The sequence below is a fragment of the Treponema medium genome, from assembly GCF_017161265.1.
Taxonomy (GTDB): Bacteria; Spirochaetota; Spirochaetia; order Treponematales; family Treponemataceae; genus Treponema; species Treponema medium.
In genome coordinates this window covers 585,192-611,557 of record NZ_CP031393.1, presented here as the reverse complement: position 1 = coordinate 611,557, position 26,366 = coordinate 585,192, and the positions used below count along the sequence as shown (strand labels likewise).

Annotated in this window: 23 protein-coding genes; 15 read left to right on the top strand and 8 right to left on the bottom strand. The window is 43.8% G+C overall.

All coding sequences use genetic code 11. The annotated features are described in order from the left end of the window. Window positions 1-22 precede the first annotated feature (22 nt). From DWB79_RS02720 to DWB79_RS02705, 4 genes are all read left to right on the top strand, one after another. The gene (locus DWB79_RS02720) at window positions 23-613 is read left to right on the top strand and encodes a hypothetical protein (protein WP_016522520.1); all 591 of its coding nucleotides are present in this window, start codon (window positions 23-25) and stop codon (window positions 611-613) included. Beyond that, on the top strand, window positions 613-1,299 hold the full coding sequence (locus DWB79_RS02715; protein ID WP_016522519.1) for a response regulator transcription factor: 687 nt from the start codon (window positions 613-615) through the stop codon (window positions 1,297-1,299). The genes DWB79_RS02720 and DWB79_RS02715 overlap by 1 nt, the downstream gene beginning before the upstream one ends. Beyond that, window positions 1,286-2,692 (top strand): sensor histidine kinase, encoded by a 1,407-nt coding sequence (locus DWB79_RS02710; RefSeq protein WP_016522518.1) that lies wholly within the window; start codon window positions 1,286-1,288, stop codon window positions 2,690-2,692. The genes DWB79_RS02715 and DWB79_RS02710 overlap by 14 nt, the downstream gene beginning before the upstream one ends. A 335-nt stretch (window positions 2,693-3,027) precedes the next feature. After that, entirely contained in the window at window positions 3,028-5,400 is a 2,373-nt protein-coding gene (locus DWB79_RS02705) for an adenylate/guanylate cyclase domain-containing protein (protein WP_016522517.1), read from the top strand. Between the two features lie 196 nt (window positions 5,401-5,596). Here DWB79_RS02705 and DWB79_RS02700 read toward each other — a convergent pair whose 3' ends face one another. After that, window positions 5,597-7,099 (bottom strand): Do family serine endopeptidase, encoded by a 1,503-nt coding sequence (locus DWB79_RS02700; RefSeq protein ID WP_016522516.1) that lies wholly within the window; start codon window positions 7,097-7,099, stop codon window positions 5,597-5,599. Window positions 7,100-8,044: 945 nt separating this feature from the next. Here DWB79_RS02700 and DWB79_RS02695 point away from each other — a divergent pair. Then, window positions 8,045-9,046 (top strand): methionine ABC transporter ATP-binding protein, encoded by a 1,002-nt coding sequence (locus tag DWB79_RS02695; RefSeq protein ID WP_016522515.1) that lies wholly within the window; start codon window positions 8,045-8,047, stop codon window positions 9,044-9,046. Next, the gene (locus tag DWB79_RS02690) at window positions 9,043-9,705 is read left to right on the top strand and encodes a methionine ABC transporter permease (protein WP_016522514.1); all 663 of its coding nucleotides are present in this window, start codon (window positions 9,043-9,045) and stop codon (window positions 9,703-9,705) included. The genes DWB79_RS02695 and DWB79_RS02690 overlap by 4 nt, the downstream gene beginning before the upstream one ends. A gap of 112 nt (window positions 9,706-9,817) precedes the next feature. On the opposite strand, the gene DWB79_RS02685 is transcribed toward DWB79_RS02690, so the two are convergent. From DWB79_RS02685 to DWB79_RS02655, 7 genes are all read right to left on the bottom strand, one after another. Next, the gene (locus tag DWB79_RS02685; protein WP_016522513.1) at window positions 9,818-10,042 is read right to left on the bottom strand and encodes a hypothetical protein; all 225 of its coding nucleotides are present in this window, start codon (window positions 10,040-10,042) and stop codon (window positions 9,818-9,820) included. Continuing rightward, window positions 10,039-10,488, bottom strand: a complete 450-nt coding sequence (locus DWB79_RS02680) for a hypothetical protein (RefSeq protein ID WP_016522512.1) — start codon at window positions 10,486-10,488, stop codon at window positions 10,039-10,041. Before DWB79_RS02680 ends, DWB79_RS02685 begins: the two co-directional genes overlap by 4 nt. Window positions 10,489-10,661: 173 nt before the next feature. Next, complete coding sequence (gene lsrF, locus DWB79_RS02675) at window positions 10,662-11,546, bottom strand: 3-hydroxy-5-phosphonooxypentane-2,4-dione thiolase (RefSeq protein WP_016522511.1); 885 nt, start codon at window positions 11,544-11,546, stop codon at window positions 10,662-10,664. A gap of 82 nt (window positions 11,547-11,628) precedes the next feature. Then, a complete protein-coding gene (locus DWB79_RS02670; RefSeq protein ID WP_016522510.1) occupies window positions 11,629-12,708 on the bottom strand; it encodes a substrate-binding domain-containing protein in 1,080 nt (359 codons plus the stop codon). A gap of 82 nt (window positions 12,709-12,790) precedes the next feature. Continuing rightward, window positions 12,791-13,783, bottom strand: a complete 993-nt coding sequence (locus tag DWB79_RS02665; protein WP_016522509.1) for an ABC transporter permease — start codon at window positions 13,781-13,783, stop codon at window positions 12,791-12,793. Between the two features lie 4 nt (window positions 13,784-13,787). Continuing rightward, a complete protein-coding gene (locus tag DWB79_RS02660; protein WP_016522508.1) occupies window positions 13,788-14,792 on the bottom strand; it encodes an ABC transporter permease in 1,005 nt (334 codons plus the stop codon). 61 nt (window positions 14,793-14,853) lie between these two features. Next, a complete protein-coding gene (locus tag DWB79_RS02655) occupies window positions 14,854-16,293 on the bottom strand; it encodes a sugar ABC transporter ATP-binding protein (protein ID WP_252722491.1) in 1,440 nt (479 codons plus the stop codon). 298 nt (window positions 16,294-16,591) lie between these two features. Between DWB79_RS02655 and DWB79_RS02650 the strand changes: the two genes are divergently transcribed. From DWB79_RS02650 to DWB79_RS02610, 9 genes are all read left to right on the top strand, one after another. Further along, a complete protein-coding gene (locus tag DWB79_RS02650) occupies window positions 16,592-17,518 on the top strand; it encodes a sugar-binding transcriptional regulator (protein WP_016522506.1) in 927 nt (308 codons plus the stop codon). 203 nt (window positions 17,519-17,721) lie between these two features. After that, on the top strand, window positions 17,722-19,296 hold the full coding sequence (lsrK, locus tag DWB79_RS02645; RefSeq protein ID WP_016522505.1) for an autoinducer-2 kinase: 1,575 nt from the start codon (window positions 17,722-17,724) through the stop codon (window positions 19,294-19,296). An 18-nt stretch (window positions 19,297-19,314) separates the two neighbouring features. Further along, the gene (locus tag DWB79_RS02640; RefSeq protein ID WP_016522504.1) at window positions 19,315-19,704 is read left to right on the top strand and encodes a cupin domain-containing protein; all 390 of its coding nucleotides are present in this window, start codon (window positions 19,315-19,317) and stop codon (window positions 19,702-19,704) included. A 136-nt stretch (window positions 19,705-19,840) separates the two neighbouring features. Further along, entirely contained in the window at window positions 19,841-21,616 is a 1,776-nt protein-coding gene (locus DWB79_RS02635) for a hypothetical protein (protein ID WP_016522503.1), read from the top strand. A gap of 199 nt (window positions 21,617-21,815) precedes the next feature. Then, complete coding sequence (locus tag DWB79_RS02630) at window positions 21,816-23,120, top strand: ABC transporter substrate-binding protein (protein ID WP_016522502.1); 1,305 nt, start codon at window positions 21,816-21,818, stop codon at window positions 23,118-23,120. A gap of 251 nt (window positions 23,121-23,371) precedes the next feature. Then, a complete protein-coding gene (locus DWB79_RS02625; protein ID WP_016522501.1) occupies window positions 23,372-24,307 on the top strand; it encodes a carbohydrate ABC transporter permease in 936 nt (311 codons plus the stop codon). A gap of 31 nt (window positions 24,308-24,338) precedes the next feature. Next, complete coding sequence (locus tag DWB79_RS02620) at window positions 24,339-25,187, top strand: carbohydrate ABC transporter permease (protein ID WP_016522500.1); 849 nt, start codon at window positions 24,339-24,341, stop codon at window positions 25,185-25,187. A 566-nt stretch (window positions 25,188-25,753) separates the two neighbouring features. Further along, window positions 25,754-26,062, top strand: coding sequence for a BrnT family toxin (locus DWB79_RS02615; protein WP_016522499.1), 309 nt, complete (start codon window positions 25,754-25,756; stop codon window positions 26,060-26,062). Then, window positions 26,031-26,345, top strand: coding sequence for a BrnA antitoxin family protein (locus tag DWB79_RS02610; RefSeq protein ID WP_016522498.1), 315 nt, complete (start codon window positions 26,031-26,033; stop codon window positions 26,343-26,345). The genes DWB79_RS02615 and DWB79_RS02610 overlap by 32 nt, the downstream gene beginning before the upstream one ends. The last annotated feature ends 21 nt before the right edge of the window (window positions 26,346-26,366 follow it).

The window sequence follows — 26,366 nt, the reverse complement described above, 5'->3', positions numbered from 1 at the left end:
AAGAATACGGTATGATACGGTTATGACTACCCGTAAGACATTGAGTGTCTCTATCATATCGGTATTTATCTTTTTGATTATGCACAGTGCACTTTTTGCGGATAAACCGAGGGACGCTAAACATACATTTTCGTACCGCGGTATGCGGATGTCAAATGCCGACGGTCTTTTTTATGTTACAAAAATAGAAACCGAAATCGAGCATTCCGGCATTATCGAAATAGAGATTAAATTCAATATGCCTGCCGATCCGCGTACACTGCAAAAAAAACATATCAGTATAAACGGTCAATTTTTACCTACCGATGCGGTCGATGCACTGGTGGCTTTTAATAAAGCAGGTGATAAAATGAAACTATTGATTCAAGACTCTTTTTTATCTGGCGGAAAAGATATGCCAAATCGTTCGTTTTATATTGATTTACCGGAAGCGAAAAGCTTTAATCATGTTCCGCTCTATCTTTCGCACTTTGATGATATCGAACGCGACAAAGAATATACATTTAGATTTTTAAATATGCCGCCGCAAAAGCCTTCAAAGGAAATGCATGAAGAAATGCATACTCATAATCATCACCATTATGAGTATGTTCGTTTTGAGGAAAAAGATTGATGGTACGGGTATTAATCGTTGAAGATGATTCGGGCATTGCAGAATTCTTACAGCTTGAACTTGCGCACGAAGGATATGATATTCTCTACGCCGCAGACGGCAGAACCGCTTTGGACATTTTTGAAAAGAATGCGCCGGATGTTGTGCTGCTCGACATTATGCTTCCCCAGCTGAACGGACTTGAAGTGTTGCGGCGAATCAGAAAAACGTCGAATACGCCGGTTATTATGCTCACTGCGCGGGGGGATACATTTGATAAGGTGAGCGGTCTTGATTCCGGTGCGGACGACTATCTTGCAAAACCGTTTGAGATTGAAGAGCTGCTTGCGCGGATGAGGGCGGTGATGCGCCGGAATAATGCACAGGGAATAACGCCGTTAAAACTGCGCGGTATCGAACTTAATCCGAACAGTATGGAAGTAACGGTAAACAAAGAACGGGTTATGTTGTCGAAAACCGAATACCTTTTGTTGAAGACATTGCTTGAACACAAGAACACCGTTTTAAGCCGCGATACCATCATCAATACGGTATGGGGTGCAGATCATTACATCGATGAAAATTCGGTCGATGTGTATGTGCGATATTTGCGTGCAAAAATCGATGACAGAACCGGTGAGGAGTACATCTCTACGGTACGCGGCGTCGGCTATGTTATGCGGGACACCGGCAATGCAAGCATCTGATTCACCGGTACGGAAGCTCCGCATATCGACGGTACGGCAGCTTTCACTTCGCTTCTCTCTTTTGTTTGCCGTGATGATTGCCCTTTTTTCCGCCGGTATTATCGTGCTGCTCCGCTCCGGCGTTAGGCAGCAGCAAAACCGCGAACTCATTTCCGCCGCTCGGACTATTGCCGAAGCGCTGAAGGACGGCCGTGTACAAGAAATCGACGCGAATCTTCCGTATTATATTACGTTTTCCGTGTATCAGAGCGGCACGCAGGAAGTGATTGCAACGAACGATCCCTTTTTACCGATGCTGCCGGTAACACCCCGCCGTGCAGAACGCTATACGGCAAAACAATACTTTATCGACGGCGATTTAAATATTCTCTACTATGCAGTACCCGTTCATGCGGGAGGCGATTACGTTATACAGACGGCGTTGAATATGGATTCCGATACGTCGGAGTCCATTATCTCCGGTGTACCGAGCATCCTTGCTGTCGTTACCGTCCCGTTGCTGCTGCTTTCGTACATCGCGGTGTTTTTTATGACAAAACATACGATGCGAAGCGTCCGCGCTATGACCGATGCGGCAAAGAACATTAGCGGCTCCAATTTAACCGACCGGCTTCCCGTTACGGATAGGGGCGACGACTTTGATGTTCTTGCAAAAACATTGAACGATTTGCTTTCCCGCCTGCAAACCGATTTTGAACGGGAACGCCGGTTTACGGCTGATGTATCGCACGAGTTAAAAACACCGCTTGCGGTGATACTCGGTCATGCGAACCTGCTGCGCCGCTGGGGAAAGCACGAGCCCGACCGTTTGGAAAAATCGCTTTCGGCACTGATCCGCGAAGCACATTCGATGGAAGCTATTATCGAAAATTTGCTGCAAATGACCCGACTCGAAAACGGGCATATACGGATTCATAAAACGCCTGTTCCCGTTGCCGAATTTTTTACGCGGCTTATCGACAGTACACAAAGCTACGCACCGAATGTAAGCTTTACCGAAAGTATTGGGGTGCCAACCCTGTATACGGATGAAGCCCTGCTCCATCAAGTATGCACTATTATAATTTCCAACAGCGTAAAATTTGCCGGAGAAACTGCGCATATTGAGCTTTCAATACGACCTCTTTTAGAAGCGGAGCGCCTTCCTGATGCGCCTGCGTCGGAAGGCGCATATATTATCTCGATTTCGGATAACGGCTCCGGAATTGCGCAAGATATACTGCCGCATATCTTTGAGCGCTTTTACCGCGGAGATGCCGCACATACGAGAGGTGCAGGCGGCGCGGGGCTCGGCTTGTCGATAGCGGCAAGCATAATGCAGGCGCTCGGCGGTTCAATTCGTGCCGAAAATAACAACGAGAAAGGTGCATGTATTATGCTGCAGCTGCCGTAATTCCTAATTAAGGCAACCGTATCAGAATTTAAGCGGTTACCTTCCTTTTGTGCAAAACATTGAGCAATGCTCACATGCCGCGTCGGGGCTGTTAAAAAAAATCGCACATTTTTTTAGCAGATGAAACGGGTAAACATATTAGGCAAAGTAGAGCAAAAGAGCAAAATAATTGAGGTTGTTAAAAAAATCGCCTAATACGTTTACCATGGCACGCTGGCGTTCCCTTGACAAAAAATACCGAGAATATACACTATAGGCAATCATTAATATATCGACAGGTCGTTGAAAGACGTCCTTTCCGGTTATAAGCTATTCTAAAAATATAGGACACTGTGATGAGCGAAATTGAAGATGAAAAGTTAGAAACAGTACATACACAGACAGCAAAATTCCCTTGTATGCTGCAAATTGTTTCCCTTGTTATTTTGGCTGCATTGATGTTCATGCCGTTTGGTATGGATAAAATGGATCTGCTCAATTATGAGCAAACTCCGCAGCTCTTGTACCCGTTTACGGTTCTATTCTCAGGGTTAGTACAAAGGAATTTACATTTTTTTTATATAAGCTGTTTCTCCTTTTTTTTATTGCCCATAGCATTTCTCATTATTTTAACTTCTATCTTTAATAAAAAAATAACACAGAATATTGTTATTATTTCTGCTTTTGTTGCAGTAACATTTTATCTTGCAGCTGCTATTTCGGGGATGATGACATTTGCCAACACTATACGCTGGTTTCAGATGTTAAGTATTTTAGTGTACATTGCTTTTTTTACTGCTTTTATTTTTCATGTCTTTTTAATCAGTCGCGGGATTTCTTTGATAAAAGCAAATAATGAGGCGTACTCTGAATACAAGCAGCTGATTTTGGAAGATGAAAAAACGGATAAACTGAATAAACCACAGGTAAGCACTAAATCGGGAACAACGATAGCCGAACAATCGGAATGGAAAAAATTTAATATAAAAAATCAAGTTCAAAATTTGATCGAGCGAGCAAAAGATCCTGACAAGAAAACGCATCTAAAAAATAAAATCGCAGCGGTGATTCTTGTCACAATTATTGTTATTATTTCTGTCTTTATTTATACGGATTTAAAGAACTACAAATTGCTTTTAACGCAAAATGTCAATACAACCGGTAAGAATCAAGCCGAACAGGTTGCGGCCATTTATGATTTTTCAGATGGGCTTCATGCAAAAATAAGCGCCTTTCTTGAAGGCATAAAAAAGACAAATGCATCTTCTCCATTTCCGCATCGCCGTGTAGATATTATTACAACAGACAGTAACGAGCCGGTGTTTCTTGATAAGATTAATGACACTACAGTACTTCCCGATTTCAATGTATTCTCGTATACAACGGAGCAGGGGGCGGTGCGTAATATACCGGCAGAAGAAAAACGCATTACTGCGGAAGAAGCTGCTCTTTACATACAACATTTTCAAAATACACTCACTCGAAGTCAGCCTATTTATAAACCGGAAAAGGGTTCCTGTATATATATATATCCCATAACCTTTTCGCGCAAAGACGGTCAAAGGCTGGTTGGTTTCGCCGTTGTAACATATATGAAAGAAATACTTGAGCGTCCGTATTTTCAAGCAAAAGTATTTATCTTTGCGCTTGCAGCAGTTTTTGCATACGCTGCAATTATCATTACGCTTTTCCTTGCCGATTTTATTGCCGAGCCTATTATTCAGCTTTGCGTAAATATTAGAAAGACGACCAATATATTAAACGAAATATTTTCGGGTAATGCAAAGATTGAGGCAAACAGACTTGTATTTGAAGATAATCTGAAAACACGCGATGAAATAAAAACACTTTCGAAGGAAATAAAAAATATTATTACGCTTGTGCGTGGTATGCTTCCATATATTTCGTTCCATACCCTTCGAAATGCAGAAAAAGATGTCGGTTCAAAAAGTATCTCGCGGAACCTTTGTTTCCTTTTTACCGATATTAGAGGCTTTACGAAACTTTGTGAAAAATTGCCGGCAAGAGAGGTTATATCGATGTTAAATCGCTATCTTAACATCGAAACTAAAATTATTTTTGATAACGGTGGTGATGTTGATAAGTATGTCGGGGACGAAATGATGGCTTTTTTTGCAGGTCCAAGAAAAGAGATAAATGCTTGTAAGGCAGCGATGGAAATACGGGAAGCGCTTTATCGTGAACACCAAGCAGCTATGAAAGTAGGACGAGAAACAATTTCACTCGGTATCGGTATAAATACGGGTTATGTTATATTCGGCCCTGTCGGTTCCGAAACAAGAAAAGATTTCACTTCCATTGGCGATACGGTTAATTTGGCAGCACGGCTTGAAGGTGCGAATAAACAATATGGATCAAAGACTATTATTTCTGAAGCCGTCTACAACAATTTGAACAATGCATTTATTTGCCGTGAACTTGATTATATAACAGTAAAAGGGAAAACAGAAGTTGTGCGTATTTTTGAAGTTTTGCAAGAAACCAAAAAAAATACCAGCGATAAAATTTATGATTTAAAAAAGCTTTTTGAAACAGGACTTGACTATTATAGACAACGCAAATGGAAGACCGCAGAAAAGTATTTTATGGAATGTGTAGAAAAATATAACGATCAACCTGCAAAAGTTTTCTTAGACAGAATAGCTCATTATCGCAGTTCTCCACCTCCGGCAGACTGGAAGGGTGTCTTTGCTATGCGGATGAAATAAACGGCAGGAAAGCTTTTATACACTGCATTTTTTAGAGTTTCTCTGCGATATTTACCAAATATATTACGAGCCAACATCCCCGACGCAGAGCATACGTTGCACAGCAATAAGGGGTTAACCCCTCTGTACGAATAAAAAAGCGCCGATTAATCTTGACGGTTAATCGGCGCTTTTCATTTTCAGCTTTTATCTTAACTTAAAACTTATAGCGTAAAGTCGATAGTGTTTGTCCTTCACGCAGTACATCGAACCACACTTCTTTTTTGACCTTTGATAATTCACGATAGAATTCGCGCATATTGGTTACCGGTACATCATTTACCGCAGTAATAATATCACCTGATTTAAGCCCGATAATAACGGCGGGCGTTTTATTGGTAATGTTGGTTACCAGCACGCCTGTTTGTTTTTTATCAAGCTTTAATTTATCGCGTATTTCATCACTGAGTTCGTAACCGATAAATCCCGGCCATAATTTCGACGAGTCGGTAACGATTTTCTGATCCCGCTCTTCAATCTTTACAGAGAATGTTTGTTCTTTGCCATCGCGGATAACCACAAATTCAGCGGTAGTGTTGCTACGGAGATCGCCGACATCGCGTACCAGCTGATCGACACTCTTTACTTCTTTACCGTTCAGTTTAACAACAAAATCGCCCGGACGGATGCCGCCTTTAAATGCAGGAGACCCTAAGAAGATGTCGATAGCCAAAGCGCCGGTTTTTTCACCGAGCCCCAGAGCTTTCATAACCGTTTCGTCGGCGCTCGTCAGTTGGACACCAACCCATCCATATTTCAATTTACCGTCGGAAATAAGTGAGTCGATTGCTCCTTTGACGTTGTTGATCGGAATGGAAAAACCAAGTCCCTGTGACCCTCCGCTTGATGATGCAATCCACGTGTTAATACCGATAACTTGTCCATAGATATTGACGAGCGGGCCGCCGGAGTTTCCCTGATTGATGGCGGCATCGGTTTGGATAAAGTCGTTGATGTTATTATTCGGACCGCCCGACCGCCCGACTGCGCTGACCATACCGCGGGTAACCGTCGAAACATATCCGAGCGGAGAACCGACAGCAAAGACAATATCGCCAACCTCTACCGCATCGGAATTTCCCAATTCAGCAATAGCAATATCTTTTTCGGTGGATTCAAATGAAACCAGTGCAATATCTCGTCGCTGATCTCCGCCGACCAGTTTTCCTTCTGCGGTATGTCCGTTATATAACTTGACGATAATCTTTTCCGCTGTACCGGTAACATGCTGATTAGTCAGCACATAATAGGTATTGCCGTTCTTACGAACGATAACACCCGAACCCATCCCTTCTGATTTATATTCCTGTTCACCGTTATCGTTCCCTTCGGATTTTTCACCGTTATTCTGATTAGGCATTCCAAAAAAGAACCACGGGAAACCGTCTCCCGAAAGGGGATTGCGGACTTTCTTAATTTCCGTAACCGATAGCGTTACTACTGACGGTAAAATTGCCGCCGATACTTGCCGGTTCGCACTTTGCAGCCCTTCCAACAAGGAAATCGTCTCTTTTGTAATTGCTTCCGAATGCTTTGTGTCAGCATATACTGTTGTTGCAGAAGCAGGACTTGCAGAGCAGGATGATACAAAAATCATTACAACCATGCTCAACAGTGCGGTAAATGACAGTACCGTTTGAAATCTTTGTCTTAAATGCATACGTTTACCTCCAATATGAGAACTTTGTAAAAGATGTAAGTTTTAGAAGCTCTCGTTTGTGTATCAACTGTTTCTTAAACATATAACATACTATTATGATACACGCATCGGCTAGAGCAATCGCATTAAAAAATTTTAACGATTGTCTTCCTTCTGTGCGAAATTCCATAGGTATAAGGTGAGCGTCTACAATGATGCCTTCATCAACTGATGAACATCCCTGTCCATCAGTTGATAACGAATTTTGGCAAAGCCAAAATATCGCTTCTGCTCTAACCACCGCCGTCCGTGGCGGATGTATTAACCGTCAAGTTTTCTTTCGAAAACTTGCGTATTGATGTGTGCGCTTTTCGCGCACGAATGCAACAGTTTCCAAAATTCATATTTTGTTCAACTGTTGCATTTTAAGGAAATAAAATTTCGCACATTTTTCCAGTAGATGGGTAAATGCATCAGACGAATAGAATATAGATCGCAAAATCAGGAGGGTGGGCAAGCATTTGAACCATCTTCAACTGTTGTACATCCGTGTACAACAGTTGAAGGCGAGTTTTGGCTTTGCCAAAACATCGCTGCTGTATAAAACCACTGCCATCCTTGGCGGATGTATTAACCGTCAAGTTTTCTTTCGAAAACTTGCGTATTGATGTGTGCGCTTTTCGCGCACGAATGCAACAGTTTCCAAAATTCATATTTTGTTCAACTGTTGCATTTTAAGGAAATAAAATTTCGCACATTTTTCCAGTAGATGGGTAAATGTATCAGACGAATAGAATATAGATCGCAAAATCAGGAGGCTGGGCAAGCATTTGAACCGCGAAGAGGTTCAACTCTGCTTGAACAGCCTCCTGATTTTGCGGGGTGATCAACAAAACGTCTGATGCGTTTACCCTGAGGCATCGGCAATAACTTGACAGAGCTTTTATATTTTGTTTGTATGTACGGATGATACGGTTAGTAAACGTAAACAAACGGTACGGAGAACTTCAAGCGGTGGATAATATCAGTCTTGAAATTCCTTCCAATACGATTTTCGGGATTATCGGAAAAAGTGGTGCGGGGAAATCGACGCTCGTGCGGCTGATAAGCCTTTTGGAACCGGTGGATTCGGGCGAGATTTACTATGGAGACTCCCGCGTAGACACCTTGACGGGCAAGCTCCTACGCAATCAACATAAAAAAATCGGGATGATTTTTCAGAATTTCAATTTATTTGCATCGCGCACGGCTGCGGGTAATATTGCCTATCCGCTTGAAATTGCCGGAATGCCGAAGCGTGCTATTGCAGCAAAAGTGGAAGAAATGCTGAATGTTGTCGGGCTTGAAGGACGCGGTGATGCGCGGGTAAGTACCCTATCCGGCGGACAAAAACAGCGGGTGGCTATTGCCCGTGCCTTGGCGGTTTCTCCCGATATCCTCTTTTGTGATGAAGCGACAAGCGCACTTGACCCGCAGACAACACGCTCAATTTTGGAGCTGCTCAAGCGGCTGCAAAAGGATATGAATTTAAGTGTTGTGATGATAACGCATCAGATGGAAGTGGTGCGCGACTGCTGCCAGCAAGTGGCCGTTATCGATAACGGCGCCGTGGCCGAAACGGGTTCCGTGCGTGAAATCTTTTCTGCGCCGAAGTCGGAAGTAACCAAAGACTTCTTAATGCATATCAACCCGCTCAATCCCGAAGACACGCAACTTATTCGATGGTCAAAAAGCGACGGCGCCTATACGCTCCGATTCTCCGGTGAACCCACGAGTGAGCCGGTCTTGAGTAAAATTTCCCGCGATTACAATATTGAATTTAACATCTGCGCAGGCGGTATGCAGAAGGTTGGAGAAACGGTGGTCGGAACCCTCTTTGTCGATATTAACGGTTCACCCGAAGATATGCAAAAAGCATTTGCTTATCTTAATCAAAACGGTATCAAAGTAGAGGAGACACATAAATGAGTTCATGGTCAACCTTAGTGCAGCTTGTAGGAACCGCGACGGCGCAAACGCTTATAATGGTATTTTTTTCTACGCTTTTTTCTTTTATACTCGGAGCGCCGCTCGGCGTGCTGTTATGCATCACTGCGGAGGGGAACCTTATGCCGAAACCGGTGTTACACCAGCTTATCGACCGGATAGTGAACGTATTGCGCTCATTCCCGTTTATTATATTGATGATTTTGCTCTTTCCGTTTTCGCGGCTCATCATCGGTACCAGTATCGGAACTGCTGCAACGGTCGTACCGCTTTCCATCGCCGCCGCCCCCTTTGTTGCACGGGTTATCGAAAGCGCTTTGCTGGAAATCGACCGCGGTGTTATCCAAGCGGCTCTCGCGATGGGCTCTTCTACTATGGAGATTATCTTTAAAGTGATGATACCGGAAGCGTTGCCGCCCCTCGTTGCAGGTGTTACGCTTACTATTATCAACCTTATCGGGTATTCGGCAATGGCGGGCGCAATCGGCGGCGGCGGTCTCGGCGATTTGGCAATCCGATACGGCTATCAGCGGTTCCGCAGTGATATTATGCTGGCGGCGGTCATCGTTATTTTAGTGATGGTAGAGCTTATTCAATTTATCGGTACGAGGATCAGTACGGCGCTTGCAAAACGGCGGTAGGAGATACATCGGTATTGTGAAAAACGGAACATTGCCTCAGTAGTAATTCATAATTTTAATTCAAAATTATGAATTACCAAACTGCTATTAATATGATGGCTGTTAAACGTGTTTACCGTCCCATACTTTGAGCGTAAGCTTTTGCGTTATGAACAAAAGTTTCTAAATTCATTTTATCAAAATGTTCGCTTTGCCATTTTGTATAATCGAATCGTTCTCTGCGCACAGCGGCAATAAAGTATTCTGCTTCAACGACCCCCATAGCTTCTACTAGACATTCCATACCACGTGAAAGGAGTTCTATCGTAGTTGGCGGTGCAATCATTTCAGTCATCATTTTTCATTACCTCCATTCAACAAATCTACGAATTCTATTGGGTTAAGTAATTTTACAGTATCACTTTTATATTTCAACATACCTTTGTCCGTACTCAAAAGGTAGTCGCATTTCATCATTTCAGCGCAAACTATATGACAAGCATCCTTCATCTTTACTCCTGTTGCAATCACTATTTTTGCCTTTGTAATGACCTCTTCTGATTTTTCACTACTTACATAATCGGAAACATTGTCTTCCAAAAAGTTCTTTACTGCAATTTTTCTATCCATATATGGGTTGCAAGAATTTTTATATTCCAAAATGAAAGAAGAAGTAAGTTCTAGGTGCTTTTCTTTTATAAGCAATTGAACAAGCAGCTTTGCCTGTGTTTCAAGTGAAATCGGTAGAAAACTTTGATCGTCATATGGTCGATTGTAACAACAGTTATCAAGATAAACTTTCATAGAAATAATTATATTATATTTTGAAAATTTTTGCATTACAATCAACAACCCCGACGTAGGGCATGGAGAATATCCGGAAGCCGATAGGCTTTCAGTTTTTTTGACAGCCCCTTCCTACTAAAAAGCTGAGAGAAAGGGCAAACATGTCAGATTCGTTTGCCCTAGTCCAATGCCTATTTTTTATTAATTTGTTCCGTATAGAATTCAAACGCTTCTTTGTCGGTATATTTGTGGTGAACGATTTTTCCGATTGCATCGGCCATTGCTACAGGATGAGCGCTCTGAAAAATATTACGTCCCATATCAAGCCCTCTGGCTCCGTCGCGGATTGCATGATAAGCCAATTCGAGCGCTTCTTTTTCGGGGAGCTTTTTCCCGCCGGCTACTACAATCGGTACCGGACATGCAGCAACGATTTCTTCAAAATCTTCACAATAATACGTTTTTATGATGTTTGCACCGAGTTCGGCAATAATACGTGTTGCAAGTTTAAAATACTGTGCGGTGCGTTCCATATTCTTACCGACTGCGACTACGCCAAGGGTCGGTATGCTATAACGGATTCCCGCATTAATAACCGCAGAAAGATTATCGATGCTTTCCAGCTGACCGTCGCCGCCGATAAAAGTCTGAACTGCAAGACAGTCGGCATTCATCCTTATCGCATCTTCAATATTGACGGCAACAACTTCATGGGTTAAGTCATCCTGTACCATAGAAGAACCGGAAGACACTCTGAGCGCAATAGCTTTTTTGCAATCAGGGCGTACACAGGTGCGCAATGCTCCTCGTGTTGCCATAAGGACATCGACATGATCATTAAGCTGGGGAATTAAAAGGTCGAGCCGTTCGAGCCCCGAAACGGACCCCATAAAATAACCGTGATCAAATGCGAACATCACGGTATTACCGGTTTGAGGATTAAAAATATTCGAGAGGTGTTTTTTCATACCCCAGTCGAGATTGCCGGCCCCCTTGACATAAAATGCACCGTCAACGGCAAAAGGGACATCCGTGTGATAATCGTGAGCTGTTTTTAAACCGTCTAAATCTGCCATACTATCATTCCTATCATTAAAAGTGATAACAGGGAACCTCTAAAAACGGCTGTGTCTTTAAAGGTTCCCCTATAACCTCTATTTAGAAGTTATACTTATCCATGTTTTCTTTTGTGAATACTGCACGCTCCGGAAGCAATACAACACCGGAATCGTTTGCCGTATAAGATTTCGGATCAAGTACCGTGTTCGGCTGAATAGTTACCTTACCGATGGTAGGAATATCGATTGTGTCGCCGACTTTCATACTGTGTCCTGTTGCTGCCCAGTAGGCGAGGTAACAGGAAATTGCACCTTGAATACCGCAATCCCACAAGCCCCAGCGAGTAAGAATACCTGCACGGCAATAGCCCTTAATCGCATTCGGTGTTGCAAAACCGGTAATGGTTACCTTTTTCTGATTAAGACCAAGGTTTTGTGCGGCTTGGCACTGACCGGGAAGAGCAGTCGAGTCGTTACAAATAATTAAGTCGATATCTTTGTGAGCAGACAGAACCGCTTCTCCAACTGTAATTGCACGCTCCGCATCTTGGTTCGAATAATAGTTATCCGGCGCAACATTAACCCATTTGGGATACTTTTGGCGAATATAAGCTTCGCCTGCGACATGCCATGAATTCTGATCGGTAACCGTTGCCTGAGAATAGTGCCAGCAGTATTTGATAACATCCGTATCGGGATTTTTACCTCTTTCTTTAAGAGAGGTAACGCCCATATCTACAAGCATTTTGCCGAGGATATCGGGGGTTCCCTGAGATGTCATAAGCTGCCGAGCATCAGGATTGGAATCGGAGTCCCATGTCATAACGGCAAGGCCGGCTTTGCGAGCTGCTTTCAATGCTTGATCGACACCGGCTGCATCAACGGTCGAAATTGAGATTGCATCGGCACCTTGCTGAATAGCATTGTTAATGATATTAACCTGATTCGCCACTGCTGCATCGGGGCTGCCGTCATACTTTACGGTAAAACCGACCTGCTTTGCCAGTTTTTGAGCGCCTTCATTTGCTACTTCAAAAAAAGCATTGCCGCTGATTTTCGGAATAAATACGACAACAACGTCTTTCTTTGAACCACCAGAGCCCTGATCACTTGAGCCGCCGGCAAATACCGGTACGCCGACCAAGAGCGCTGCCAACATAATCGACATCAGTTTTTTCATTTTTTACCTCCTGATTTTGTCGTCCGTTGTTTTCACCTATAGACATCTTTAAAAAATAAAATTTGTTTTTTAAAAATGCCCCCTATCGCTTGCGGAAAATACCGGTGAGATTGCTCGAAAAACCTTTCCCGGAAAATCCGCGAGATGCAACAATAATAAGCAGTAACATGCCGACCGGTATATCAAGATACTGAGTATTGACTCCAGCCATCGATAAACCGAATCGCATAATTCCGATTACCAGTGCGGAAAGCGCCGTCCCGAAAATACTGCCGCTCCCGCCGGTAATTGCCGTACCGCCGAGTACGACAGCTGTTATAACCGGCAGGGTTAATTCTTTACCAAAGTCCGCCTTTGCCGTGCCAAGATATGAGGTAAGTACAATCCCGGCGATCGCCGCACCGGCTCCGGAAAGCGCATACGTCGTCATCTTGATAAATCGCGTATTTACCCCGGAAAATTCGGCTGCATTCGAGTTAATACCGCACAAATACACGGAACGTCCGTAGGCAGTACGGTGCAGAATAATATAGGCAATTATCGCCATAATTAAAAACAATAAAATTTGAGAAGGAATAATTCCAAAAAAACGGAACTGCGTAACTGCCGTAAATGCAGCAGGGAAACCGCTGATACCCTTGTACAGTTCAACCTTTGCAATACGGGTAATCGAAACCGCTAAACCGGAATATAAAAACGAACCGCCGAGTGTTACGACCATGGGCGGCACATTGGTATACGCAATAATAAAACCGCTTAACAGTCCGCACAGTATGCCTGCGATAATTGCAAGCAAGCAAGCCGCATAGATATTTACACCGCTTTGAAAGAATACGCCCACAACAATCGACGAAAGCCCGACTATTGAACCTGCCTGAATATCCATCCCGCCGGCAATAATAACCATCGTTACAAAAAGCGAGATGATGCAGATTGAAATAAAGTCATTGATTGAACCGAGCAGTACAATCGGACGTAAAAAGCGCGGGTTCAACATACCGAATAAGATAATTTCGCATACAATAACGGCAATCAACAGTAATTCATTTGTAAAAGCAAACCGTTTCTTTCTCATATAGCTACCTACTCTCCGTTCCGGCTGTCTTTGCTAAGAGGCGCGTTCTCCGCGCCTTTTCAGCCGCATAGTGCTGTACCAATCCGTCTATCGTAACAATCGTAATCAATAAAATACCGGTAATCGTGCTGTCATAATCGGAAGAAAATTTTAAAAATACGAGGATGCGGTCTATCGACGCCATGATGATGGCTCCTATCAGCGCACCGAACAACGAACCTACACCGCCGGACAGACTGATGCCGCCCAGAACACAGGCTGCAATCGCTTTCATTTCGTAACCGTTTCCTGCAATCGGCGTAACAAATCCGATGCGGCTTACATAGATACAACCGGCTGCGGCGGCAAAGAACGAACTGAACACAAAGGCGCTTATCCGCGTACGCTTTACCGGAATACCGACCAGCTCGGCGCCGCCGATATTATCCCCTACGGCATAAAAATTGCGTCCTACGGCAATACGCCGCAGCAATAGTGAACCGCCGACTGCGATAATGAACGTTGTCAAGTAAATGTAAGTGATACCGCCGACAGTCGCTTGACTGATCGCCTTATACTCAAACGGAATGTTTTCAACCCATTTTCCGCCGGTATAGACATAGATAAGACCGCGGATAACACCGTTCATACCAAGTGTCATAATAATGGAAGGAATGCCGAGATATACGAGCCCATAGCCGTTTATGAGTCCGCATACAATACCGATTCCGACGGCCGCTAAAATAGCAAGCGTCCACGGACTACCGTCACGAATTAACGTTGCGCTTACCGCAGCAGTCAACCCCATCACTGCGCCGACTGAAACGTCGATTTCACCGATAATCAGTACAAATGCGATACCGATAGACAAAAGCGCAAATACGACGCTTGAGTTTACCGTCTGCATTAAATTTCGCGTACCGAGAAAATCGGGATTAACGATACCGACAAGAAGAAAAAGTATAACTACTACCGCAAGCGAAAAGAGGCTTCTTGCCTTAAAAATCCGCTTAAAGGATATATACTGCATTTATCCAACCATCCCTTTTTCTACACCGAATGAAGCAGCCATCAGCGCCTGTTCGTTTATTTCATCTTTTGAATTCATGATTAATTCTACCACGGTACATGGTAACGACCCGATCGCTCATCGTAATGATTTCTTCCATATCGGAACTGATCAGTAAGATAGCTACGCCTGTTTTTTTAAGCTCTTTGATAATCGCGTACACATCGCTGCGTGCTCCCGCATCAACACCGCGCGTCGGTTCGTCAAGAATAACAAGGTGCGGATTTGTAGAAAAACATCTTCCGATAATCACTTTTTGCTGATTGCCGCCGGAAAGAGAACCCATTATCTGGCCGTCGCCGGTAACTTTAATATGAAATTCATCGATGTATTTTTTTGCAAGCGATTTTTCTTGTACACTATTGATAAGCATTCGCTTTAACGTTGTAAGTCTTATGGAAGTAATATTATTACGCACCGTTGTCAATTTAAAAATCCCGTTTAAAAACCGGTCTTCGGGAAGATAATTGATCCCCTTTGCAATGATCCGCTTAGTCTTCAACCCCGTAATATCTTCTCCGTTTAAATACACTTTTCCGTCCAGTACCTTATCGCGGCCGTAAAGCGTCGTCGCGAGCTCCGTTTTACCGGCTCCTACGACACCGGTCATACCGAGAACTTCTCCGGGATAGACATCAAGATTGACATCGGCAAAACCGTAACCGCTGAGATTTTTAAGTGAAAGTACCGGTTCTTTTTTTTCAACTTCCGTCGTCTCAATCGTTTCTTCTTCGAGCATTTTTTCGACACTTTCAGGTGCGAGTCCTTTTAACAACATATCGTATGTAAAGTCTTTGGTGTCGCCATCCATCGTAATAGTACCATCTATCAAAAGCGCAATGCGGTTTGCTATAGCAAATACTTCATTTAAACGATGTGTTATATAAATGACGCCGACTTTCTTTTTTTTCAATTCGGCGATAATGTTAAAAAGAGAGTTAACCTCTTCAAACGTAAGTGAAGACGTCGGTTCATCAAAAAACATGATGCGCGCCTCACGCATCAGACCGCGTAAGATTTCTACCAACTGCTGTTCCGCAATCGAGAGCGTACGCGCTGTTCTATCAAAATCGAGCTTCCAGCCGAGCTGCTGCATAATATCCATAAGACGCTTATGAAGTTCTTTCTTTTTACCGGGAATCCCCATCAAAATATTTTCTTCAAGCGTCATATTTGAAAAAAGCATCGGCTCCTGCGGTATAAGATATACTCCCGCATGCAGCGAGGCCGATGGACTTCCGAAATGAATAGGTTTTCCGTCTACAAGGATATCTCCGCTTTCCGGTCTGTTTATTCCCATAATGGTCTTTACCAGCGTGCTTTTACCGGCGCCGTTACCTCCGATAAGGGCAAGGATGTCTCCCGGGTAGACATTAAGATCAACGCCTTTAAGTACGGCATTGGAACCGAAAGATTTATAGATTTTCTTTACCGACAGCAACGGCGCTGCGTTTTCATCCATAGGTTGTTTCCTCTCTCGCTCAAGAGTAAAAATTAAAGAACTTTTGTTCTTGATATGAACATTTATCAATAAATTAAGTATAAGACGAAAAAAACGATTTGTCAAATGTATATTTGATAAAATAGCAAAATTTCAGCGAGATAGAGATTTCTTGCTGTTTTAAAGTTTTATCAATTAATTTATGAAGAAAACGAATATTTAGTCCTAATAATCTGTTAGTTAAATCTTGTTTTTTTAGATCTAATGTGATAATATGTTCATAGTGTGATATTTTGTTCGTTTGGGAGAAAAAAATACAATGGCGGATGATTGGGAAAAAGAGCTTATCGTACGTATTGCATGGTATTATTACATACAAAAGAAAACGCAAAAAGAAATAGCTGATATGCTCGGTATTTCCCGTATGCGTGTTATAAGATTGCTTGAAAAGGCTGAACGGGAAAACGTTGTGCAAATCAGCATTCATAACGATTTTAGAGGCAGGTTGAAAACTGAGCAAGAGCTAATCGATATCTACCGGCTTGATGATGCCTTTGTAATCCCGTCCGATGAACGCCATACCCCCGAAACGCTTAATGATGCGGTTGCGAAGGCGGCTGCCATGTACATCGACGAACACTTTTCCGACACACCCATCATCAATATCGGATATGGTGATACGACCGGACGGTTTATGAACTATTTTTCACAAATTTCAAAAAAGAAACCGACGTATATCTCGCTCACCGGTGGAGTGAGTATTTATCTGCTCAACACACAGCTCTCTGCCGGAAATGCATCACTCTACCTTATTCCGGCTCCTTTCGTTGCATCAACAAAAGAAATTGTTGACGCAATCAAAAAAGAAACGGCCGTTATTGAAATTTCGCGGATGCACCCGACGGCAAGTTGTTCGGTTATCGGCATCGGCGGTATGGATGATAATGCGACTGTTATTAAGTCCGGTATCATACAAAAAAACGATTTCGATTTTCTCAAAATGCGCGGCGCTGCGGGTGATGTGCTTGCTCATTTTTTTGACGAAAACGGAACTTTTATTCCGGTTTCTACCGAAGAACGCCTTATCACATATTCACCGGAAGCATTAAAGAAACTGCACAATGTCATTGCTGTTGCTGCAGGAACGGTCAAACGCACCGCAATCAGAGCGGCGCTTCGGGGACAGTACCCGAATATTCTCATAACGGATGAAGCAACCGCAGAGTGGCTTATCGAAAATAAGTAAAGGAAGGTGAAACGCATCAGACTTTTTTTAGCAGTCCCGCAGAATAAGAGTCTGTTCAACCAGAGTTGAACCTCTTCGCGGTTCAAATGGTCGCCCAGCCTCTTATTCTGCGAATATGTTCTACTCGCCTCTGATGCGTTTGCCTTTATTCTGAAAAAGTTGTGGGAAATTTTAGATAAAATTTCCCACAAAAGGAAGGTACTATGAGTGAAAAGTATTTGATGGCTATAGATGCCGGTACGGGGAGTGTTCGCGCTGTCATTTTTGATGTAAACGGAAATCAAATCGAATGCGTGCAGCAAGAATGGGAACATCTTGAAGATCCGAAATATCCCGGGAGTATGAACTTCGATTGGGAAAAAAATTGGGACTATGCGCGCCGCTGTATCGCCGGGGTAATGGAAAAATCACACATCAACAATGCCGACATCGTTGCCGTTTCGACAACTTGTATGCGCGAAGGGATTATCTTATACGATAAGACAGGAAAAGAAATCTGGGCATGTGCCAATGTCGATGCGCGTAGTACCGACGAAGTGGTACAGCTTAAAAAAAAGTCGCTCTCCCTTGAACATGAACTCTACCTTGAGACCGGACAAACGTATTCGCTCAGTGCGTTGCCGCGTATCCTTTGGGTAAAAAATAATTTGCCGGAAGTATATGAGAACATTGCTTCTATCGGTATGTTTAACGACTGGCTCATCTATAAAATGAGCGGGAAACTGGTTGTGGAACCGAGTAACGGCTCTACAAGCGGGCTTTTTTCATTGACAAAGCGGACATGGGATAAAACGATTGCAGAGCGTTGCGGTCTTAAAAGCGATATCTTCCCGCTGGTACAGGAATGCGGTACGCTCGTTTCCCACGTCAGCAAAGAGGGCGCTAAAGAAACCGGATTGAAAGAAGGAACCCCTATTATTGTCGGCGGCGGAGATGCTCAGCTCGGCACAATCGGAGTCGGCGTAACGGAAGCGAACGAAGCGGCTGTTTTCGGCGGGACATTTTGGCAATATGAATATAACACCGCAAGCGGAAGCATATCGGACGACTGCGATATACGGGTGAACTGCCATGTACAGCCGAACCTTTGGCAGTATGAAGCACTTGCATTTAAGCCCGGCCTGATGATGCGCTGGTACCGCGACGGATTTTGTACCGGAGAACAAAAAGAAGCTGCCGCGCAAGGTAAAGATGTCTATGCGCTGATGGATGAACGCGCCGAAAAAATCCCGGTCGGTTCGAACGGTATGTTCTGCACATTTAGCGATGTTATGAATTTTTCTGCATGGCGCCATGCAGCCCCTACGTTTACGAACTTCACCTTTGAAGCGGAGCTGTTCAATAAATATACCTTTTACCGTTCCATCCTCGAAAGCACTGCGCTGATCACTTACGGTCATATGCAGCTGGTTGCATCAAAAGGCGGCGGAATGCCGTCCGCGGTAACGTTCGGCGGCGGAGCTGCGAAGAGCCGGTTGTGGGCGCAAATCGTATGCGATGCACTCGGCGTTCCTTTGCGCATACCGGTCGTAAAAGAAGCAACCGCGCTTGGGGCGGCAATGCTTGCAGCGACAGGTGTCGGTATATACGGCAGCATAAAAGAAGCGGCGGCGGCGATGGTGAAAATCGAAACGACACTACAGCCGAATATGGAACATCATAAAAAATACATGGAAATGTACAAGATATGGCGGAATATATACGATGCCCAACTCGATTTGAGCGATCGTGGCATCACGCAGTACATGTGGGTTGCGCCGGGCATTACCGGAAAATAGAAATAATAGGAGAATAATATGTTTATAGTAGATGAAAAAGATAAAGAGTATCGTTTTCAGGATCACGGGCCGAAGTATTTGATGAAAGGCCCCCGAATGAATTTTGCGATAGTGCAGTTCCAACCGGGACAGGATTTTAGAGCGCATTATCACGACATAATGGAAGAAAATTTTTATATCCTTGAAGGTGAGGTAGATATTGTTGTCGATAACGTCGTGCATCATCTGGCAAAGGGACAATTCATCCATATTGAACCTAAGGAAGTTCATTATATTATCAATCGATCAAATGCCGTGATGCGTATGGTGTCGACGCTTGCTCCTTATCAAGACAACGATAAGATTGAGGTGGATAATCCGGTTATTGATTCGTGCGGAGGGTTTAATACCCCGACGCTTGCGTCGTAACAAAGGGTATTAAAGCCGACTGCAACCACCTTATAGAACACACAGTGCGAAACGTTGAGCACTGTGCCCCGACGCTTGCGTCGGGGTTGTTGATTGAAATATTTGAAATTAGAAAATTTTTATGGAGGAGGTTTATATGAATAAGTGGAAGAAACAGGGAATCCGACTGATATTTACAGCGGCATTCATCGCAATTCTCGCATCTTGCGTATCGACCCGCGCTACAGTACTGACTGATCGTGTTCGTGTCATTCGAAATCAGGAAGACATGAACGCACTGCTTGGTTTTAACGGCGGGTGGTCGGCAAACAGTACCATCGGTTTTTTGAACGGTGATATCCGCGAATGGAAAGCGGCCGATACGGGTTTGCCGTTTGACGGTGTCGTCATCGAACGCGGTGCAGACGTCAAAGTGTGCGTACCCGGTAAAGTTATATCTTACGGACAAAAAACACTTTTCGTTCCGGCAGGAAAATTTATTAAAGTAAAATCGGGGGCAAAGCTTCAAATATGGAGCGGAAAAACCGTCAATGATTTCGATACGTTTCATTTTATCGTCGGCGGTACCGGAACAAGCAATCCTGAAGTGTCGCAAAAAGCAAATGACACGGCCGCGACAAGTGTTTTAAACGATACGTTCAATCATGCGATCGATGTCGATAAGGGTGGTACGCTCATACTCGGTTCAAACAATGCAAACGCAAACGATTCAGCAGTTCTCTGGCTTGCAGACGGCAGATCCGTCGGAGCAGATGGGAATCCGAGTCCGTACGCGGGGTCAATCCGCATTGACGGTGATCTCCAAATTTCATGCGGTGCCGGTGCAGGCGTTGCCAAAATCCGCACGGTACGAAATCTCAGAGGCGGCAGTTCGACGTTGATAGGGCGAGGTAGATTGTACATTCACGGATTAAATAAAATACACGGAAACGCAATCTTTGCAATCAACGAATTCGACCGCGGAGAATATTCCGACGGTATGGATTGGATTGATGAACCGTTTATTAAACTCGGTACGATCGAAATCGTTGCAGAAGGAATCGAAGGAATTTACAATCCCGATGGTACTGTCGACGGAAGCCCCGGCTACAGAAATAACGCGACGGCAGGCTTTTACTATGTCGCTCCAAGCGGTACAATCGACGTCGATCATATGATCGTAAAATGCAATAATAAAGGAACGACAGCGGATGCAACCGTTGCATTGGCGAATTTTAATACCGCACGCGGTATTCTCGGCGGTAAAGTAACGGAGACAGGACCGAAAGCTCGCTTGGGCAATGTATATGTCTACAATGCAGCCGAAAAAGACAAAGACGGTCCGCTTTCCGCGATATACACCGTGCAAGGTGTTTTCGAGGCGACTGTCGATGGCAAGGTAAAAGTGGAATGTCCAAACAGAGGCGCCGCTGCAATCGTCGCGACGGGGCATAATCGATGGACGGGTGCGGAAAAAACAATTTCGAGGATGGGTTCGGTAGAAGTGACTGCAAAAGGAAAAAACGCATTTTTTCAAAGTGCAGCCTTTGATGGCTTCGGCACCTATGTAAAAGGTGATGTCAAAATCAGCGGATACAATGACGGAAAAATTGCTCCGTTTATCGGCGCGGTACCGCCGGGACCCGATATGGGAAAAGGCGGCAAGCCCGGTATTGCTCCTGAGGCAGAAGACGTACGCAATGAACAGTTTATCGTTCAAGGTGGTATCGTCAATATAGGCGGAAAAGTATCGGTTGAAAATACGAATAAAAATTTCTACGTTCTCGTAAGCAACGAAAAAGGCGCGACAACGACGGTAGGTTCTCTGTCAATCAACGGAACGCCTATCAGTGCAAATGAAAATGCATCGTCAATCGGAGTAACGGGGCAATCTCGCTTTATAAACGAAGGTACATTTACGATTAAACAGTAATCCGCGTATAGAACGAATACTTTAACGCTAACGGCCGTGCATAACGCGCGGCCGTTTTTTTTTATTCGTGCGGTATCTCTTCTTCCCAATGTCTTGTTTTTCTAATTGACCTTTCAGCGATAGTGTGAGAAAATAGAAAAGATGTTCTCAACGTAACAAATAAAATCTACAGATGAGGGCAAGAAGGAGTATGGAACCTATGTTAAAAAAAATGGTTGGCGTTTTGTCTATGGGGCTGATGATTGTAGCTCTTATGTCGTGTACGCAGGAAAAAAAGGAAGAGGGGCCGATTACGCTTCATTATTGGACGCATGAAGATCCCGCCCGTACCGAGCTTGAAACAAAGCTTATCGCCGAATTTGAAAAGGATAATCCGAATATCAAAGTTGAGCGGACAACTCAGGGCGCTGCAAAGCTGATTGAGCTGGTACAGACTGCCTTTGCGGCTAATCAGGGGCCGGATATTTTCAATTTGTCTATTGAAGATGAATATTCTTACGTTGCGAATGGCAGAGTTGCTCCGGTCGATCCCAAAGCTGCCGGTTATGCGGATCAGGCTGCTATCTATGACAGCTATTTGCCGGAAATCCTCAATGCGGTAACGAAAGACGGAAAAGTATACGGTTTGCCGCTTGAAATTACCAACTGGTGTATCTATATCAATAAGAAAATTTTCCGCGATGCCGGTTTGGATCCCGAAAAAGATTATCCCAAAACATGGGAGGATATGGTTGCCGTTTCCGAAAAATTGGTTATCCGCGACGGTGATATTCTGGTACGCAGAGGGTTCGATTTCCGCTATCCGTATTATCTTGTTGCCTTTGTTCCGATGGTGGAACAGCTCGGCGGTCAACTGATCAGCGATGATGGCAAAACAGCGATTGTCGGGGATGAAGCATGGATCAAGTTCCTTACCTTTATGCGCGATTGGGGACCCTCCGGAAAGAACCTCGGTTCTCCTACCTACAAGAGCGCACGTAACCTGTTCAACAAAGACAATAACGATATTGCAATGGCAACGACCGGTTTATACCAGCAGGGACGAATCCGCAAGGATAATCCCGACTTCTATAATAGTGGTGAATGGATGGTTGTTCCGTTCCCTCAATTTAAAGACGCAGTTAAAGAAGTTCCCGCTTGCTATTACGGACATTTCTTAATGGTTAACAACGATATTTCCAAGGCGAAGCAGGAGGCTGCATGGAAGCTCATCGGCTTTTTACTCAAGCACGGGGAAGATTATCTGCGGGAAGGCGGTAACATTATCCAGCCCACCAAGGCCCTGCTCGAATCGCAAACACTCAAAGATATGCCGTATTCCGATGTGTTTATCAACGATATGAACAAAGGTCACATGGTGTACTACGGAGCGAACAGTGCAGAGCTGCAAACAGCAATCCGCTCGGCAGTTGAATCGGTTATGCTGTCCGGCGTAGCTCCCGAAAAAGCGCTGGATTCTTTGCGGGCAACGGCGCAAGAAATTCTTGACGAAGAAAACAAATAGTTAAAACAGTCATTAACAGCCTCTAAAAAACGGTGTTTTTAGAGGCTGTTTTATTCGTGCGGAGGGTTTAATACCCCGACGCTTGCGTCGTAACAAAGGGTATTAAAGCCGACTGCAACCACCTTATAGAACATACCGTGCGAAACATTGAGCACGGTACCTGACGCTTGCGTCGGGGTATGTTGATTAAATCTGTTCGACAACGAAACTATTGAACAGGTCTAGTATTCATCGGTAAAGGAAAAGCGGTTATGTCTAACTCAAAAAAGAGCGGCGGTATCGAAAAAAAAATCGCACGGTGGGGTGTTATCTTCGTTACTCCCGCAGTGTTGTTTTTTACGGTATTCAGTTTTTACCCCATTATAAATGCGTTCATCGAAAGTTTTTTCGATAAGCGTGTACTCAGCAATGTTCCCCCTAAGTTTGTAGGGCTGCAAAATTATTTCTATATTTTTGACGCTTCCCGATACGATAATCCGATGTCCTTCTTAAATTCACTGCGTGCAACGGTTGTGTTTACGCTCGGAACATTTATACCGCTCGTGATATTAAGTCTCTTGTTTGCGGTGCTTATCAGCTCATTGCAGCGGAACAGTTTAAAAAAAGTTTTTCAGATAGCCTATTATACGCCTGCTATTCTATCGTCGGTTGTCGCCGCTGCTATTTGGCTGCTTATTTTTGACCCTCGCGGATTGGGAAATTACTGGATTAATAAACTTCTTTCCACGCCTGGTGTTGACCATCAATGGTTGCTAAACAGTACGATGCTTCAACTTTCTACAATGATTGTATATTTTTGGAAATATATCGGATACTTTGTTATTCTTTTTATTACCGGTCTTTCGACCATCCCTCCGGTAGTATACGAAGCAGCTTTAATCGATGGTGCAAATAGATTCCAAGTCTTTTGGTCGATTACGCTACCGCTCCTGAAACCGACGGTCGTATTGGTTTCAATTATGGCGATGCTGCAGTGTTTAAAAACGTTCAGCACCCAATATCTTTTTACCCAGAACGGAGCCTCGCTCGGACCGATTAACGTTATCACGTTGAATATCTATCAAACCGGTATTAAGTTACAGCGGATTGGTCGTGCAAGTGCAATGAGTATCGTATTATTTTTGATCATGCTCTTTTTAACATGGCTACAATTCCGCTCGTCAAAGCCCGACGAGACGGATTATTAAGAGAGCGCCGCAAGACGCATAGGAGTTAAATATGAAACAATCTATGACGACAGGAGTGCTTTCGGTTATCAAAATAGTATTATTGCTGGCGCTTGCTGCTTTTACCGTAATGCCACTGATTTTTATGTTGACCGCTTCATTTATGTCGGGAAAAGAGATTATGCAGATGCCGTATAAATGGATACCCGACAGCTGGCAGTATGTCAACTTTATAACAGCAATTAAAGGCAATGACGGCAATTACATTTACGTTCGGAATATTATCAACTCGTTTATCGTGGCAATTAGCGTATCATTTACCACGGTTCTGCTCGCATCCATCACCGGTTACGGACTGGCTAAATTCAGATTCCGTGGACGAAACCTCATCTTTATGCTGATTATGGCAACGATGATGATTCCGTTTGAGGCAATTATGATACCGCTGTACATGATTGCGACGAAGCTGCATATCCAAAATACATACACAGGTCTGATATTGCCCTTTATGGTGAGCGCATTCGGTATTTTTATGATGCGCCAATACCTTATTACCTTTCCGAATGAGTTTTTGGATGCGGCGCGTGTGGACGGTATGCATGAGTTTTCCATCTATTCGCATATCGTACTGCCGAATTGTAAACCTGTTATTGCAACGCTCGCAATCCTTTCGTTTAGAACGCAGTGGGATAACCTGCTGTGGCCGTTGCTGGTTTCTCAGTCCGATACGATGAAAACCATCCCGCAGTATATCACCTCGTTTACGGCAGAACGGAGCACCGACGAAGGTGCAATGATGGCAGCCGCCGTTATTGCCAGCATCCCGATGATGCTGATCTTCTTCGGACTTTCCAAATACTTTATTGGGGGGTCGGTTGTCTATGAATCCCGCAAAGGCTAACCACCTTTTGAAATATACGGCACATCTGCGTTGTCGCTACGCCGAAATAAATGCTCAACGTACAGTAAGTACGTCTTCGCTTCGCTTTTGCTAAACTCCTTGTATCTGCGCCGTCTATTTTCAAAAGGCTTACGGCAAAAGCTTTTCAGAACCGCCACGGATGTCGGTGGTTCCACACAGCAGCAAGTTTTTCGTGAGAAAAACTTGTCGTTGAACAGCGTACATGAATGTGCGCTGTTCAACAGGGTATTTTCAAAAGCGCTGGCAGGGGGATACTCTTTTCGTTGCCGCACACAAATTAATCCTCAATACATCAGCATCGCTACGTGGCAAGTTCAAAAATTGACCTCCTTGTCAATTTTTGAACGCGAGTTTTTGCTGTGCAAAAACATCGCTGCTGCTTAGCTTCCCCGCCATCTATGGCGGTGCTGTATATCCAAAGAACGATACTCAACACTCACACGTACTGTATCTCTTTCATAAAAAGCCCTCTTATAATTCTAAGGCTATAAGATGGCTTTTTATGAAAAAATTGACAAAAAGTATTACATATTGTATAGTAAACTATGGAAAACGATAAAATAGCACAGCGTCTTTTTGAATGGGATTATGAAAAAGAACAACGCAATATAAAAATACACAAAATTTCATTTGAGACGGCAAAACTCGTTTTCAATGATAACAATCGTCTCGAATTTTTTGATGCAAACCACAGCGGTATGGAAGATCGCCTTATCACAATAGGAAAAGTAGATAAAATACTATTTGTTGTTTACACCGAACGAGGCGATAAAACACGGATTATATCTGCAAGACCCGCCACTAAAGCGGAAAGGAGACTCTATGGCAATAGTTACATCGGTTTTGTATGGTAATGAAAAACCTACCAAAGAACAAATTGAAGAGATCAGACAAGCTGCAAAAAAGCCTATTGTATACGATGAAGATTGCCCGCCGCTAACCAAAGAGCAACTAAAGGAATTTGCACGTATCGCAAAAGAACAGCGCAAGCTCCGAAAAAAACAGGTTGTAGCAATCCGGCTTTCTCCCGAAACAGCCGAAAAGGTCAAAGCGCTTGGTAAAGGGTATAGTTCAGTTTTAAGCCGCATTATAGACGAAGCATTCCGTAATCCCGAACTTTTGCATAAATGTCTATAATACACAAATCTCGTCGTTGAA

Excerpts from the sequence above, each read along its gene's own strand:
- DWB79_RS02690 (WP_016522514.1), top strand. The coding sequence starts at position 9,043 with ATGAGTTCATGGTCAACCTTAGTGCAGCTTGTAGGAACCGCGACGGCG.
- DWB79_RS02700 (WP_016522516.1), bottom strand. The coding sequence starts at position 7,099 with ATGCATTTAAGACAAAGATTTCAAACGGTACTGTCATTTACCGCACTG.
- lsrK (WP_016522505.1), top strand. The coding sequence starts at position 17,722 with ATGAGTGAAAAGTATTTGATGGCTATAGATGCCGGTACGGGGAGTGTT.
- DWB79_RS02630 (WP_016522502.1), top strand. The coding sequence starts at position 21,816 with ATGTTAAAAAAAATGGTTGGCGTTTTGTCTATGGGGCTGATGATTGTA.
- DWB79_RS02620 (WP_016522500.1), top strand. The coding sequence starts at position 24,339 with ATGAAACAATCTATGACGACAGGAGTGCTTTCGGTTATCAAAATAGTA.
- DWB79_RS02650 (WP_016522506.1), top strand. The coding sequence starts at position 16,592 with ATGGCGGATGATTGGGAAAAAGAGCTTATCGTACGTATTGCATGGTAT.
- DWB79_RS02660 (WP_016522508.1), bottom strand. The coding sequence starts at position 14,792 with ATGCAGTATATATCCTTTAAGCGGATTTTTAAGGCAAGAAGCCTCTTT.
- DWB79_RS02665 (WP_016522509.1), bottom strand. The coding sequence starts at position 13,783 with ATGAGAAAGAAACGGTTTGCTTTTACAAATGAATTACTGTTGATTGCC.
- DWB79_RS02640 (WP_016522504.1), top strand. The coding sequence starts at position 19,315 with ATGTTTATAGTAGATGAAAAAGATAAAGAGTATCGTTTTCAGGATCAC.
- DWB79_RS02625 (WP_016522501.1), top strand. The coding sequence starts at position 23,372 with ATGTCTAACTCAAAAAAGAGCGGCGGTATCGAAAAAAAAATCGCACGG.
- DWB79_RS02635 (WP_016522503.1), top strand. The coding sequence starts at position 19,841 with ATGAATAAGTGGAAGAAACAGGGAATCCGACTGATATTTACAGCGGCA.
- DWB79_RS02680 (WP_016522512.1), bottom strand. The coding sequence starts at position 10,488 with ATGAAAGTTTATCTTGATAACTGTTGTTACAATCGACCATATGACGAT.
- DWB79_RS02670 (WP_016522510.1), bottom strand. The coding sequence starts at position 12,708 with ATGAAAAAACTGATGTCGATTATGTTGGCAGCGCTCTTGGTCGGCGTA.
- DWB79_RS02715 (WP_016522519.1), top strand. The coding sequence starts at position 613 with ATGGTACGGGTATTAATCGTTGAAGATGATTCGGGCATTGCAGAATTC.
- DWB79_RS02655 (WP_252722491.1), bottom strand. The coding sequence starts at position 16,293 with ATGGATGAAAACGCAGCGCCGTTGCTGTCGGTAAAGAAAATCTATAAA.
- DWB79_RS02720 (WP_016522520.1), top strand. The coding sequence starts at position 23 with ATGACTACCCGTAAGACATTGAGTGTCTCTATCATATCGGTATTTATC.
- DWB79_RS02710 (WP_016522518.1), top strand. The coding sequence starts at position 1,286 with ATGCAAGCATCTGATTCACCGGTACGGAAGCTCCGCATATCGACGGTA.
- DWB79_RS02615 (WP_016522499.1), top strand. The coding sequence starts at position 25,754 with ATGGAAAACGATAAAATAGCACAGCGTCTTTTTGAATGGGATTATGAA.
- DWB79_RS02695 (WP_016522515.1), top strand. The coding sequence starts at position 8,045 with ATGATACGGTTAGTAAACGTAAACAAACGGTACGGAGAACTTCAAGCG.
- lsrF (WP_016522511.1), bottom strand. The coding sequence starts at position 11,546 with ATGGCAGATTTAGACGGTTTAAAAACAGCTCACGATTATCACACGGAT.
- DWB79_RS02610 (WP_016522498.1), top strand. The coding sequence starts at position 26,031 with ATGGCAATAGTTACATCGGTTTTGTATGGTAATGAAAAACCTACCAAA.
- DWB79_RS02705 (WP_016522517.1), top strand. The coding sequence starts at position 3,028 with ATGAGCGAAATTGAAGATGAAAAGTTAGAAACAGTACATACACAGACA.
- DWB79_RS02685 (WP_016522513.1), bottom strand. The coding sequence starts at position 10,042 with ATGATGACTGAAATGATTGCACCGCCAACTACGATAGAACTCCTTTCA.